Annotated in this window: 11 protein-coding genes; 7 read left to right on the top strand and 4 right to left on the bottom strand. The window is 51.9% G+C overall.

The genetic code is table 11. The features are described 5' to 3' along the window. Positions 1 to 94 precede the first annotated feature (94 nt). A complete protein-coding gene (locus tag SH527x_RS01425; protein ID WP_437192871.1) occupies positions 95 to 652 on the bottom strand; it encodes a hypothetical protein in 558 nt (185 codons plus the stop codon). A 645-nt stretch (positions 653 to 1,297) separates the two neighbouring features. Here SH527x_RS01425 and SH527x_RS01420 point away from each other — a divergent pair. From SH527x_RS01420 to SH527x_RS01405, 4 genes are all read left to right on the top strand, one after another. Continuing rightward, the gene (locus SH527x_RS01420) at positions 1,298 to 2,149 is read left to right on the top strand and encodes a motility-associated protein (RefSeq protein ID WP_437192870.1); all 852 of its coding nucleotides are present in this window, start codon (positions 1,298 to 1,300) and stop codon (positions 2,147 to 2,149) included. 84 nt (positions 2,150 to 2,233) lie between these two features. Next, on the top strand, positions 2,234 to 2,839 hold the full coding sequence (locus SH527x_RS01415; RefSeq protein ID WP_437192869.1) for a flagellar motor protein MotB: 606 nt from the start codon (positions 2,234 to 2,236) through the stop codon (positions 2,837 to 2,839). A gap of 257 nt (positions 2,840 to 3,096) precedes the next feature. Next, positions 3,097 to 4,086, top strand: coding sequence for a diaminopimelate dehydrogenase (locus SH527x_RS01410; RefSeq protein ID WP_437192868.1), 990 nt, complete (start codon positions 3,097 to 3,099; stop codon positions 4,084 to 4,086). Between the two features lie 460 nt (positions 4,087 to 4,546). Next, positions 4,547 to 5,569 carry a hypothetical protein gene (locus tag SH527x_RS01405; RefSeq protein WP_437192867.1) on the top strand — a complete coding sequence of 341 codons (1,023 nt, stop codon included), beginning with the start codon at positions 4,547 to 4,549 and terminating at the stop codon, positions 5,567 to 5,569. Between the two features lie 609 nt (positions 5,570 to 6,178). Here SH527x_RS01405 and SH527x_RS01400 read toward each other — a convergent pair. From SH527x_RS01400 to SH527x_RS01390, 3 genes are all read right to left on the bottom strand, one after another. Then, positions 6,179 to 7,714: a hypothetical protein gene (locus tag SH527x_RS01400; protein ID WP_437192866.1), complete on the bottom strand. Its 1,536-nt coding sequence runs from the start codon at positions 7,712 to 7,714 to the stop codon at positions 6,179 to 6,181. A gap of 261 nt (positions 7,715 to 7,975) precedes the next feature. After that, positions 7,976 to 8,746 carry a class I SAM-dependent methyltransferase gene (locus tag SH527x_RS01395; RefSeq protein WP_437192865.1) on the bottom strand — a complete coding sequence of 257 codons (771 nt, stop codon included), beginning with the start codon at positions 8,744 to 8,746 and terminating at the stop codon, positions 7,976 to 7,978. Positions 8,747 to 8,909: 163 nt separating this feature from the next. Then, positions 8,910 to 9,623, bottom strand: coding sequence for a carbonic anhydrase (locus tag SH527x_RS01390; RefSeq protein ID WP_437192864.1), 714 nt, complete (start codon positions 9,621 to 9,623; stop codon positions 8,910 to 8,912). Between the two features lie 473 nt (positions 9,624 to 10,096). Between SH527x_RS01390 and SH527x_RS01385 the strand changes: the two genes are divergently transcribed. The 3 genes from SH527x_RS01385 (at position 10,097) to SH527x_RS01375 (ending at position 13,898) form a co-directional block, all read left to right on the top strand. Beyond that, complete coding sequence (locus SH527x_RS01385) at positions 10,097 to 11,932, top strand: hypothetical protein (protein WP_437192863.1); 1,836 nt, start codon at positions 10,097 to 10,099, stop codon at positions 11,930 to 11,932. Between the two features lie 31 nt (positions 11,933 to 11,963). After that, the gene (locus tag SH527x_RS01380) at positions 11,964 to 12,392 is read left to right on the top strand and encodes a hypothetical protein (protein WP_437192862.1); all 429 of its coding nucleotides are present in this window, start codon (positions 11,964 to 11,966) and stop codon (positions 12,390 to 12,392) included. A gap of 624 nt (positions 12,393 to 13,016) precedes the next feature. Continuing rightward, positions 13,017 to 13,898 carry a DUF1559 domain-containing protein gene (locus SH527x_RS01375; RefSeq protein ID WP_437192861.1) on the top strand — a complete coding sequence of 294 codons (882 nt, stop codon included), beginning with the start codon at positions 13,017 to 13,019 and terminating at the stop codon, positions 13,896 to 13,898. Positions 13,899 to 14,003 lie beyond the last annotated feature (105 nt).

Here is a 14,003-nt window from a genome sequence, read left to right as displayed (position 1 = left end):
TTTCTACAAGAAAATTGATTCGCAACCTGCAAAGCAGGGATCACACACCACGATTCGTCCTGTGGTCGTATGAACGCAAACCAACTCACCTGAATCAACTTGACGGTGTCGCCGTGACTGGCAGTTGAGACGAAATTTCCAGCAGATCAACAGCAGGCATTCGGTTACAAAAAATTGTCGCCAGACGCCCGTAAGTGATTCCGTGTTCAGGCATCTGCAGCAATTGGGCAAGTTCCGGTCCGGCCTTAATCTCCAGAACGGCCCCCAGATCGATATGTCGCAAGACATTGTGCTGGATCAGAACTCTTCCAAGTGGAATCTGTTTGGCCAGCAGTTCTTCGCGAACCTGAGCATTCACATAAGCAAAGTTGAAACGAACAAGACCGAACTGAACCGGCACACCATCACTCGAGCGTGAGAGCACGATCTTTCTGGTGTAAATGTCCCCTTCAAGTAATTCATCCAACACCGTCACGTTGACACTGCAACCATGAAACTGCTCCATGCTGACAGTCATATGGTGTTCATGCACCAGCAACTGCTTGTACGGTTCAGGAACCAACGCCCCTGCAACATGTTCTGCATGTTCAATCAAGGCTCCCGGTGGCGAAAAGATTGTCGTCAGTCGGGTCAGTTCATCAATTGGATTCACGACTCTCAAGTCCCTGATTGAAATGCAGGCAGCCTGACGGCGATCTGCTCGACCATGTGTTCGAGTAGCAACGTTCTCGCGACACAGAATTCGCTACTTCAATGTCCAATTTCTCAATGAGAGTTTACGGAACATTCGATCCCTCGCGAACCGAGTTCCCGGACTGAGTCCACTTTTTTTTGAATTTCGCTCAATCAACTCAATCTCATCCGGTGCAAAACATCCCACGATCGCGGCACTTGTGTCGAATACAGATCGAGACGCGACCTCTCCAGTCGCTGTGCCGCCGATCCAATTGACGGCTGGTGCCTAAACAAATCCAGCTTTCAACAGGAAACCCCCACGATTAACGGCCCCGGCGTAGGTCACTTCGAGATGACTCGTTCGCCGAACAACCTAATCCAACTCGTTCTCCCAGCCCCCCAGATTCGAGCCTTCCTGAGATGGCGCTTCCTCTTTTTCCAACACTCACCCGCGAGCCAGACAGGTTACCAGACTGCGAGAACCCCAGAATTCTGAGTATTCGGCACATTTTGTCACAGACGTCGAAACACTCATACCGATAAGAATGAACGATCCACCTCGGTTCGGACATTCCATTTCGAACCCAGACCATCAGGTGCTGATCTGCAGAATGGGTGAGTTGTGGTCGTTTGCATTGGTATCGCAATAGTTCTCGGTGCGGTGCTGACCGGGTTCAGCATGGCGGGGGGGCATGTCCACTCGCTGCTTCACCCATCGGAAGTTGTCACTATCGGCGGGGCCGCTCTGGGAGCCCTGATCGCCAGTTCTCCGACAAAAGTCCTCAAAGACATCGTGACCGGAATGATCACGCTGTTGAAAGGCGGGAACACCGGGAAGCAAACATACATTCAAGTCTTCCAGTTGCTCTATCATTTCTTCCGCGTTGGCCGAAGAGATGGTCTGCTTGCCTGGGAATCATTGCTAAGTGATTCTCACGACGCTGTCTTTGGTAAGTATCCAAAAGTCGCTAAAGACCACCATCTGATGGAGTTTATCTCCGGAGCACTTGCTGCCGCTTCAGAAGGCACCGAGGCGAGCCAGTTGCAGGATCTGCTCGACACTGAAATTCGCGTCATGAATGACGAGCACCATGCAGCAACTGGGGCGCTCAGTCGCACAGCGGACGCCTTGCCAGGGTTCGGAATCGTTGCTGCGGTTCTCGGCATCGTGATCACAATGCAGGCGATCGACGGCCCGGTCGAAGAGATCGGACACAAAGTCGGTGCCGCTCTTGTCGGAACCTTCCTCGGAATTCTGTTGTCGTACGGGGTTCTCGGGCCAATCGTCGGCCGCATGGAGTCGATGGGCAACGAGGAATTAACTCTTCGCCAGACCATCGCCTCATCAATCGTCGGTTTCGTTGACGGTGGGACTCCCAAAGTCGTGTTGGACAAAGCCCGACGTGGCGTTCCAACCAGTGCTCGTCCGTCAGTGCAGGAGATGGAAGAACTCTACAAAGAGGTCGAGAAGTAAGCAGTCAGACGACTGATCTGCTTTATCAAAGCACTGATCCAGAATGTTGATCCAGAGTTAGCGAACCATTAAAGGAACACTCAAATGGCCAAGGGCGGAGGAGGCGCATGGAAAGTTGCGTATGCCGACTTCGTAACCGCCATGATGGCGTTCTTTCTTGTGATGTGGCTCGTCTCTCAGGATCAGAAGATCAAGGAATCGATTGCCCACTATTTCCAGGGGCCCATCGGCATCAATCTGCTTGGTGAAACCGCTCGCCGAAGCCCGGCCGCAGGTCTGTTCTATTCTGAAGTGACCGGACCAGTCCCAGGGCAGGGTCATTGGGTCTCTGGACGCAACATCGGAACGGTTCCAGAAGCGCCAGATCCTCAGAGCGACACCATGACCGTCGCCGACTACATCCTTGAGAACAAAGCGACCACTGACTATTGGATGTCGTTCGCACAACGAGCCTATGATAAGGCTCGTAAAGAAAACCCGGACGTTCGTGACGAATCTTATTTCGACAAGATTGTGAAACACGAAGTAACCTGGGAAATGCACCACCAGTTATCGCAACCCGTCGTCGACAAGATGCAAGGGGTTCATCGGGAACTGCTGTTGAATGCCCTAACGAACATCGACTGGAACGCCATCGCCGACGAACTCTTGCTGCGAGTCAAGAAACGCGACATCTCTTCTGAGCAATAATCTCTTCGCAATTGCTGAATCCGAGTTAGCGGAAACGTCGCGACTCTTCTTAACGTTCTTCGAGTCCGCCTTCCCTCATAATGACCGTCCGATAGCTTCGGGACGTGTCAGATAAGACGACACCTCTTGCTGACTCTTGCGTCGGCAATTGAGCAGAGAGGCGTTCTGCCGGAATTATTTTCGCTCCAAATTTTGTTACACTGCCGCTTTCCAATCAAAGGTTTCGCTCCACTATTTGATTCCAGAAGAAATCCCAAATGGACGGCAAGAAAATCCGCATCGCGATCGCCGGTTACGGCAACCTTGGTCGCGGCGTACAGACCGCAATTTCAAAGAACCCAGACATGACTCTCGTCGGAGTATTCACTCGACGCAAGCCGGAAGAACTTCAAGATCACTGTGCTCCTGCACCGGCTTTTTCGATGGACGATCTCTCAAAAATGCAGAGCGACATCGACGTGCTGATCCTGTGTGGAGGATCGAAGGAAGACCTGCCGGTTCAAGGTCCTCAGTTCGCCAGCATGTTCAACACGGTCGACAGCTTCGACACCCACGCCAAAATCCCAGAGTACTTCGCTGCTGTTGATGCCGCTGCCAAAGCAAACGGTAAGACCGCCTTGATTTGCATCGGCTGGGACCCAGGGATGTTCTCCATCAACCGCTTGTACGGGGAATGCCTCATCCCTGACGGCGACACCTATACATTCTGGGGACGCGGGTTGAGCCAAGGCCATTCCGACGCCATTCGTCGAGTCCCTGGCGTTAAGGGAGGCGTGCAATACACGATCCCTTCTGAGGAAGCAATTTCTCAAGTGAGAAGTGGCGCCCGCCCAAGTTTAACCACCCGTCAAAAGCACACTCGCGAGTGCTACGTCGTACTGGCTGAAGGGGCCGACGCAGAAGCAGTGCGAAACAGCATCGTAACCATGCCGGACTATTTCGCTGATTACGATACGACCGTGAATTTCATCTCTGAAGAAGAACTCAAACGAGATCACTCACAGATGCCTCACGGGGGATTCGTAATCCGCAGCGGTGTGACATCAGAGGGAGTGAATCAGGTAATCGAGTATTCACTGAAACTCGACAGCAACCCTGAATTCACATCGAGCGTTCTCGTCGCCTACGCACGAGCAACTTTCCGCATGAACCAACAGAATCAAACCGGAGCCAAGACCGCCTTCGACGTCCCCCCAGGCTTGTTATCTATTAAGTCCCCAGAAGACCTCCGCCGCGACTTGCTCTAATGCAAGCTAATAATCGAATTCGAAGGTGAGTCAGTCTCGGCTGTAAACAGAACCACCTTTCAATAAACACCACAAGCCTGCTCACGTTGCACCAACAACGTGAGCAGGCTTGTTTGCTTCATGGTGCAATCGCGACGGTTTCAACAACTTTCGATTGTGAACATGCAAACAGTTCTGTAGATTCGAAGTAGTTTTGTAGTCCTTTAGACCCAGCTCTCTCCGAGTGGCGGACATTATCAATGTACCGCTCAGACACACACCACTACAGAGCAGAGCGATCCAAGCCCTGCAGACCGAGTGATGCACTGACCACTTATTCGCCCCGGACTCAGTGATTTTCATTCAAGTGTCAACCTGGCCGCTCCCGTTCCAACACTGGTTGTAAGAGCCCCGTCCTACGTCACTTGAACAGCAAAGCCGAGTCAGGCCTCACCGAAACCATGAACGTAAAGCCATGAACATGACCAGAAAACTCCGATTGGCGTTTACTTGTGCCTTGGTGTTAGTAGGGATCGAGTGGGGATTGTCTGGAAAAATATTACTCGCAGCACAGCCGCTGGAGTCGCCAGCCACTGCACAATCACATGAAATTTCACTCGACGAGGCCCTTCGGGGAATCACAGACAACGCCAATAGCATCCTGAAGAGCGAAAGCATATTGGTGGAATATCGGGTCGTGGAATCTGAAACATTCACCCCTTCTCGTTACGGGAAGCGCGAGGCGGGCTTTCACGGTATTGTGGGGAAAAAAGGTGGATGGTGGTATTCGTGGCTAGAAGGATCGCCCCTGCCACTGCGAAGCCCTACTGACATCAAAGCAATTTACAGAGAAGGTCTGTTTGCCAGAATTAATGGAAAGAATCTTGTTATTGGCGGGGAACCAACCAGTGAGCTATACCAATGGTGGCTTTACACGGATAATCTTTTTTTAGACGTATATCAATTTCTACCTGCATCCGCAAAATCACACAAATTTAAATCGTTCAGTCTTCCGTTTTTGCCAAAAGCAATTGGCGATGCCCCTTCGGATTATCATGTCGCTGGTCGCGAAGTCGTCGATGATGTGATTTGCTTGGTGATCGAACGCCCAGGTGTGGACAAAATCTGGCTCGACCCTGAAAAGGGATTTGCCTTACGAAAGCGAGAAATATTTTTTGACAAATCTCGCCCCAGGCAGACGCTTGATCGTGTTGTTCTTAACCAAGACTTTATCGAAGCAAAACCTGGCTGTTGGATGCCGCAGACTCAAGTTGTAGACTTTTACCCTGATCCACTGTACGAAGCAGAAGACGTGTGGGGAAAGCTCACTTGCAGATGGACAATCAAGACAGACCGCATCGAGTTCGACAAGATTGACGATTCGCTATTTACAATTGAAGCACCTCCTGAAACACACGTGAGCGACTTTATTCGAAATATTGAATACGTCTCTCACCAAGCGGGGGACGTCCCGTTTGGTAAAGCAATTCGATTTGCGAAGTAAAAGCAGCAGAACAACAAGAACAATACTGTCCACATTCTCATATGGATAAATTTGATTATTCTGCTGGGAGTAGCAATTTTTGCGGTGTGGATGCGTGTAAAGAGATATGCAAGATAGGGGTCAAAGCCAAGCAACAGCGTGGCAGGGTGGCATGTTTAAGGGAGAGTTGAACGAGTTCCATGCTCATGTCGCGACAGCAGCATGAGCATGCTGAGCATAAGTGGGACGCTGATTCATGTTCGCCCTGCTGACGCGATGCCAACATGCCACCCAGCCAAGAGTTTCGTAGGCTGGGTCCCTAAGACCCAGCTTTCTCGGAGTGGCGGACGTTATCGGTGTAATGCTCAGACGCACACCACGACTACGCTGAGCAATCCCAGCCCGGCAGACCGAGTGGTGCACTGGCCATTTATTCCCTCCGGCCTTGGCGATTTTCATCCAAGAGTCAAATTTCTAATCCCATCTCAACGCTGCGTCCAAGAGCCCCAACCTGAGTCACTGATTTCACCCAACAGGCTACTTTGATTAAACATCGTTAAAACAAGTAGGGGTCAACGAGTTTGAATCGCTGGCCCCTTTGTCTCGTGCTGAAACTCTGAATTGTCTGCTTCAGTTTCCGATAAAGCGGAATGAATAGAGGTCGGCGTCGTTCAGGACGAAGCGGATCTTGACTGGCTTCCCGGCGAGACTGGAGACGTCTCCACCGTTCTTCCATGAAACAGGTCGGTCCAGCTGGTCCCCGTAGATTGGAGGGCAATCGCTCAACGCGAAGCCTTCGATTGGCTTGCCATTCGCATCTTGCAACTCGACCTGAAGTCCGCCTGCAGCGGAGCTGGAGAAGTTGATCTCAAATTGCTTCCCGGAGAACGTCAATGGCTTAGTAACAATCTCGCCACCTGACATCGGAGCATTGACGGAAACGAACCCATCGAGTCGTAGTGTGTATCGGCGTAGCTTGCTTCCTTTTTCCCCCAGCCAATAATCTTCCGTGGCATACAGCGACAACTCTGGAGGAGCACCCGGCAGGCTGGAAGGTGTTTCAATTGCATGCCAGGCGATGTACTGCTGACCGTAGTTCCATGTCCCTGTGCGTTGGATGCCAGGACGCAGGAACGACTCGGCCCAACGGTGGAATTCAACGCCATCACGGCTCGCCATCAGCAGGCAATCGGTGATCGCAGTTCCGTATCGTTGAGAGGTTCGCTGTCGCTTTTGACGATGTTCGTAATCCGGAAGATGCTCCAACGACTCGGTTGTCTGACGTTCTGTATATCGCACCGGGAAGCCAATCAACAGATGTGGCGCTCGATAATACGGTGCAACCTGATTGACGTACAAATGCTCTGACGCTGCGCCTGGATAAGTCAAAGCAATAGGCTTCGACCAGTTCACGAAATCCTTTGAAGTCGCCGTCTTGATATCACGTACCGAATTTTTGAAGTAACGCCAGTAGGCTCGATACTCCTTTCGGACCGGATCCCAAAACGCAAGATTCTGAGAATCGAATGCGCCGTCGGTAATCACAGGCACATCGGACATTGGCTTCCAATGAATGCCGTCCGCTGACTTGAACGGAAGCAATCCATTGCCATTCGATGTTGTAGGCGGGCAGCTCATCACAATCGCTTTGTAAACCGCGTCGGGAGCACACTCCGGGTTCTCATCTTTGAACATCGAGATATGAGCAGGGTCAGTGATATTCGGTCCAAGTTTCTCTCGAACCAGAATCACATTGTTTTGCTTACTTCCGCGAATTTCGTGAAGCCCGAGATTCGGCTTTGTCCACTTAATGCCGTCGTCGCTCTCTGCATAGCAGGTGAAATAGTTGTCACCTGGAGCAATCCCATTTTCGAGGGTCTTCAAATGCCACGCCTTGTAGTACATCCGAAACTTGCTTCCGTCTTTGAAAATGCTGTGATACCCACAGCCTGTTCCTTCCCAGCTTTCGTCATGAGAGATCACAACCTCCTGCGGAGTCGGTTGGTGAAGACGAAGAGATGCCCCACCGGACAGTGACTCGATCAGATGCTTGTCAACAAACAGCTCTCTACGAGAGCCGATGTCGATTACGTCTTTCGCAGAGGCTTGGGAACTTGCCCACAGCGACACAACCAAGAGGCAGAGAACTGGAGTTGCTTTAGTCATTTCTTAGAGTTGTCCTGTTAGCTTCTATTGAGAACGCCATCTCACTTTAACAACTAGAATATTCGATTGCTGGTCGCGTGTTCGCCTGTCAGAGCAGAAAAAGAAGGGCAATTGCCGCTTTCATGATAAAGAAAATGGAGATGAGAGAAAATCCCCAACCTCGTCGAAACTCGGTGCTGAAAAACCTGCCGGACTTCGATCACACCATTCACGGCACACTCTTCAGTGTGAAGTTGAACGTCCAGTCTTTTCTACGAACACTCAGCCATCGACAGAGACAGAAATATTGCCCGCTCGAACAATTAAAGGCCAAGTCACTCTCCGCCTGACTTGCGGATCTCCCCACTCGCGAATTAACTCTTTTTGGAATTCGATGAGTGAATTGACGCCCTGTGCTTTGGATGCGGCTTTGACTGCCGACCACGTGCCGACATACCCCACTAAATCTTCGAGTTGCCACTCGACTGCAATCATCAGTTGCGGAATTTGGTATTCGAGGAATGGAAATGGCAGTTGGCGATACCCTTGTTCGACATGACGTCGCTCGGCAGGCCAGTATGATTTCAAGGCTTCATGGTAATAGTGCTGAACAACGCAATCGACGGTCCCTTCAACTTGAAGTACGCCGTAACTAATGAGCGCGATGGCCGCTTGCGGGCGAGCAACGCGGCGTGCCTCAGCATAGAATCTGGCTAAATCGAACCAATGTGCTGCTTGAGCGACCGTAATGAGATCGACACTGGCATCAGGCAGACCGCTATTCTCTGCCAAAGCAATGCGATATGTCACCCATTTATGCGGTTGGGCCTTCTCAATCTGCGTCGCACTGGCATCCGTAGCGATCACTTCGTTGAATCGCTCTGCAAGCACAACCGATAGTTGACCGGTGCCGCATCCGCAATCAAGTGCCCGGTCCCGGCCTGGACTGATCGTGGCTAACACATCCGCCAACTCAACAGGATACCCCGGACGGTACGCAGCGTAGTCGGCAGATCCACCAGAGAAATGATCCTTAAAGTTCACGCCTGCCATTCGTGCTCTCCAAAGATCGCAGCCGCCCCCCGGGCACCCGACAGCGGATCTTCTGGGAAGAATCACCCGAGCCAGAAAATCCGTAGAGCCTGTTATGAACGTCTGGCTGCAGCGTGCCAGAGTCCGTAACAGGCTCTAAAATCAGATGACATCTAGTGAGACATTACCCTAGGAATTCTACTTTTCCGGTCGACATCTCATAATAGGCGCCGACGATTTTGAGCTCGCCCTTGGCGACACGCCCGGGCAGGATCGGACCGAGTGTTTCTAGACGCTTGGCGTTCGCAATTGCATTTTTCTTCGTGACGTTCACAAGCTTGTCGCCGGTCGTCCCCTGAACTTCGCGGACTACCGGGCGAATGTAGTCGACCATGCCCTCGATGGAGCCAGGCAGTTTGTCATTATTCTCAATGTGATCGATAGCTGCCTGGCAGGCGCCACACTTGCTATGTCCCATCACGACAATAAGTTTGGCGCCGAGTTCCGCGACCGCAAATTCGATACTGCCCAGTAGAATCGGGCCTGAGCCAACGATGTTTCCCGCGACTCGCAGTACAAATAACCCACCGATTGGTTGATCGAAAACGAACTCGGGAGGGACTCGTGAATCGGCACATCCGAGAATGATTGCCGGCGGAGCCTGTCCCTTCACGTCCTGAGCAAAGTCTGTTGGCAAACGGGGACTAAGCTGGGTCTTGCCACTTGAGAACCGTTCGTTTCCTTTTCTTAAACTTTCGAGAATCCCATCCGGATTCATTGGGGCAGACTCGTTCGCTGCGTGCAGCATACCAGACGAACTCAAGCAGGCCACCCCAGCTGCGGCAAGCCCAATACGCTGAACAAACTCTCTCCGCGATGTGGGTTCAAGATGAGACATGTTGGCCTGATTCTAATTTCTGAGAGATGAGCTTCGGCTTGAACTGCCAGTGAGAAGTCGATGTTCTTCACCAAAGCCTCGGATGTGTTACCTGCCATGATATCAAAGAACGTGCTCCCGAACATCACATGAATGCCTGCAAACCGCGAGCAATCGGGAGGTCGATGCTTCTCTGACGACTGAGTATTTTTAATGATATTCCTTGACGAGAATCTTAGTCCTGGCCATTTGAGAGTGACCACTCGCAAGAGGGAATAAAACTCACAGCGAGTGTTGATTGTGGAAGCGGGTTTCCCTCCTCAGAGTCCACCTCGATTCTCCTGCTCCTTTTAATTCTTCGAATCCGACGTTTTTCCTCCAACAGTTTGCGGCGTCAGGTCGTAGTAAAGTCATCACATCAGCCGTTCCGGCAATCCTGTCTGAAAACATTCGTGAGACTCACTTCAATTCGCCTTTCAACAGTGGAGGTCGTAATGGAGACTCCTGTCCCGGCCAAACGGACCGTGCTGTCATGGTTGTATAACCACAACCCTTTCTACGTGATCAGTGCCGCCTTCATGCTGTACGCGGTCCGGTCGATTTACCAGCATCAGGAAATCGGTGCGATCAACTGCTGGATTATGATGGGAGTTCTTGCCGGGTACACCTCGTTACTGGCGATCATCAGCATTCAAATTGTCCGCTGGGGTCAGGTCTGGGAAGACGCTCGATCAATACTGGTCATCATTCTGCTGATGTTTTTGGCGATCTCCGTGAGTGCAGATGATCTGTTTGTCACGATGGAATCCTCCTCCGGCGGCGCGCTTCTGATGCTTATCGGATGCATGTTTTCCATTTGCGTGACGGAGTTGATTCTGCACGGGATGCAATTGCGAATGGGAATCCTCTATCGGCTTCCATTGCATCTGTTTCTGGTGCTGTTCTTTATCAGCCCCTGGTGGTACTCACCGGAACTGCATACACGTAGCCCGCAGATGCTGGAATGGTCACTGTTGGGCTTTCCCATCATGGCAGGACTGTTGCTTCTGCTGCTCGTGCCGGCTGCTCGACTTGGTCCGGCGTATGTCGACAACAATGGAGGCCCGTGGCGTTGGCCACTTTATCCATGGACTGCATTCGGCGCACTGGCAATTGCGGCCGCATTTCGTTCCTTCGCAGTCACGATGACTTTCGGGCCGATCGGTCCTATCTGGGTCACAGGATCCGACAGTCGCAAGCAGATCAATTTCGACACGATCTGGGCTCCTTATTTTCTGGTGCCACTCTGCATGGCGGTGATTGTCCTGCTGCTGGAAGCTGGATTATCGAGAGGCAACAAGGAAACGGTTCGCCGAGCCCTCAAACTCGCCCCGTGGCTGTTGCCACTGGCTTTCGGGTTCACCACGGGCCCTGTCTCAAGTGGATTCATTGAACAGGTGACTAGCACCCTCGGGTCGCCGCTCTGGATCACTCTGTGCGCGTTGACACTATTCTACGCTGTCGCTTGGTTAAGAGGAGCAGGGGGCGCACATCTCGGGCTCTTCCTGTCAATCTTACTCTTCAGTGTCATCGGACCAAGAACGCATGGATTCCAGACTTTGACGACGCCGCTAATCTGGCCATTGTTGGTGGGCGGAATTTCACTGCTGGTTAGAGGTATCGCAAGAAAGGCGACAATAGAGTGCCTGGTCGGAGTCGCCATACTTTCCTTAACAATGCTGTTAGTCCCTTCAGACATTTTCACTACCGCTCAGAAAATCGCAGCAATCTTCCATGTGCTCTGGGCCGCGTGCGTCATTCTCGGATTCACCTTCGACGATGACAACTCCCGCGAGTTGAGGTTCATCGGAGCCGCGTGTGCTCCCGTCGCGACCTGGTTCGCGCTGTTCGATTTCAGTCATGGTGGCACTTCTATCGCAGTTCGATTCTCTTACGTTATCGGAATCGCGGTTCTCTGCGCTGCCATCGCCTTCATTCTCAAGAAAAGAGCCTATTGGAAAGTGCTTGCGTTCGTCGGAACTTTATTCACATTGAAAGCAGGAATACTGGTCTACATGGCGGTAAGCGAAGCAGTGGGGACGCGACTCCTTGCGGTCGTCAGCTGGAGCACTGGATCACTGGTCCTTGCGGTCTTGATCAGCGCCCACAAAGCAAAATGGCTCCCACCGGGATGGTACCCGAAACCACCAGAACCAGAGCCAGAGCCAGAGCCAGAGCCAACCGACGCGATCCCCGAACCTGTCACTCCGGAAGAGATCACTCAACCAACTTCGAAGCAAGAATCATCCATTCAGGGAACTCCGACTTGCCTTGCTGAAAAGTGTTCTTGAAGTTCGAATTCTGATGCGCTCAAAGTCTGTCATGAGCCAATCGTCACGGACGAACATTCTGCTGGAAGTCACTTCCCTCTCGCTGCGAATCGCTCGGAAGCAAGTGGCTCCCTATTCGCATCGAAACAGTCCTCAGAAGTTCACGCAGGAACATCTCCTGACCTGCCTCATTCTGCAGGCCTATCTGCAGACCACGTACCGAGGTGTCATTGAGATTCTGGAAGTCTCCGACACATTGCGTGATCGCCTGGGGCTGAAGACTCTGCCACATGATTCGACACTGAAGAAGTTTGCTGACCGTTCCAGCGTGCTCGACATCGTCGATGTGATGCTCCATGAACTGGTCCAGAAATTTGCTCTGGATGCCGAGGAAGCGGCCATCGATTCAACCCGGATGGAGACCACTTCTGCTAGTGCTCATTTCCAGTGGACTGGCAGTCAGTTGGGGGCCATGCAATGACAAGACCGAAGCTCCAGAAGTCCTGGCCAAAGCGGCAACCAGTTCGCACCCCAAGCGGCTGTTTGCCGATGCTGGTTATGACGCCGAATGGGTGCATCAGTTTTGCCGAGAGGACTGGCAGGTGGACAGTGTGATCAACCCTGCTGTGCGTCGCACGGACGGGGGGCTGAATCGGACGTATCGTACCGAGATGACACCAGAAGCGCTCAAAGAAAAAGGCTACGACAGGCGCTGGCATACGCCCTGCGGCGTTAGGTCAATTCCAACAAAACAACGGCCTTTCAACAGAGCAGCGTTGTGTCACTGCCTGCAATCCCAAGACAGGTGAGTTGACGTTAAGACGTGCATGCGGAATATGCTTCGACAGTTAGTTGCATGTGACTATTCTTATTAGAATCTTCTCAGGAACTTCATCAGCGACAAGTAGAAACTCCGGAACTTCCAGACACGTTTTATGCCCGCCAGAGTCGTCTCACCATTGACTGATTGAATTACCAAGGGGGTTCGGGAATGCTTCTTCTCACTTCACGCAAATCGAAACTCAGATTCTCATCCGATAAGTCAGTGTCATCCATTCGCAGGTCTGCATCTTCCAGATCTCGGAATGTTTTCACTGCGTTTACCTTGATTGAACTTCTCGTTGTCATCGCAATCATCGCGATTCTGATTGCACTATTGCTGCCGGCAGTACAGCAGGCTCGTGAAGCAGCACGACGATCACAGTGCAAAAACAATCTCAAGCAAATCGGTCTCGCACTTCATAACTACCATGATGTGCACCAGATTCTCCCACCCAGTGATATCGGTGAAGACGCCTTTAAGACCAGTTCCTATTGCTCACGGAACTCACTGAGTTGGATGGTTCTGATCATGCCTCAGCTTGACCAGACGAATATGTACAACGCTTTGCAGGGAGCCAATGCATTCAATGACTGCTGGCGAAACATTCCTGCAGCGACGACAGGAACTGCAACTGCCCCGGCGTTTGCAAAGACTCCAATGTCCGCGTTCATGTGTCCTTCTGATCCAAGCGACACATTGAATCCATTAATGGCTGGATGGGCAAAATCCAATTATGTCGGCGTCTCCGGATCGCCTTACCGTCCAACAATGAGCGGAACTGTCGTGACGAATCCGACTGGTGTGTTCTACGTCAATGCGAGGATGCCGTTTCACAAAATTACAGATGGCCTCAGCAATACGGCACTGATCGGCGAACGGGCTGGAATCAAGATTGGGGCGACCCAGAAAATTGCATCGGTCTGGATCGGAGTGCATCAGAACGGCTCAAACTCCGGTTCTGTTGTCAACGCCATCATGGATGGTGGTACCTATTATGCAATCAATGGAGCACAGGGGACCGCGAATTTCTGCAGCCCACATACTGGTGGCCTGCACTTTCTTCTGGGAGACGGATCTGTGCGGTTTCTCAGTGAAAACATGGCAGGCGCGACCCAAAGATATCTGGGAGCGATCACCGACGGAATGGTCGTTGGCGAGTTCTAAGCTTGGGAATTCGTAACTCCTCGTCAGGTGTCCCTCGCTGAGCCTTCTGGAAGTTCTTGGTCCCCGATGATTGATTGCGCTGGCAGCTCACGTCGAATTGGTCGG

Source organism: Planctomicrobium limosum (assembly GCF_051465645.1).
Lineage (GTDB): Bacteria > Planctomycetota > Planctomycetia > Planctomycetales > Planctomycetaceae > Planctomicrobium.
Note: the sequence above shows the minus strand (reverse complement) of the source record. Positions and strands in the feature narration are given on the sequence as shown.

Bases quoted from the DNA above. Each gene is read 5' to 3' on its own strand.
- SH527x_RS01410 (WP_437192868.1), top strand. From the start codon at position 3,097: ATGGACGGCAAGAAAATCCGCATCGCGATCGCCGGTTACGGCAACCTT.
- SH527x_RS01405 (WP_437192867.1), top strand. From the start codon at position 4,547: ATGACCAGAAAACTCCGATTGGCGTTTACTTGTGCCTTGGTGTTAGTA.
- SH527x_RS01415 (WP_437192869.1), top strand. From the start codon at position 2,234: ATGGCCAAGGGCGGAGGAGGCGCATGGAAAGTTGCGTATGCCGACTTC.
- SH527x_RS01395 (WP_437192865.1), bottom strand. From the start codon at position 8,746: ATGGCAGGCGTGAACTTTAAGGATCATTTCTCTGGTGGATCTGCCGAC.
- SH527x_RS01400 (WP_437192866.1), bottom strand. From the start codon at position 7,714: ATGACTAAAGCAACTCCAGTTCTCTGCCTCTTGGTTGTGTCGCTGTGG.
- SH527x_RS01380 (WP_437192862.1), top strand. From the start codon at position 11,964: ATGAGCCAATCGTCACGGACGAACATTCTGCTGGAAGTCACTTCCCTC.
- SH527x_RS01385 (WP_437192863.1), top strand. From the start codon at position 10,097: ATGGAGACTCCTGTCCCGGCCAAACGGACCGTGCTGTCATGGTTGTAT.
- SH527x_RS01390 (WP_437192864.1), bottom strand. From the start codon at position 9,623: ATGTCTCATCTTGAACCCACATCGCGGAGAGAGTTTGTTCAGCGTATT.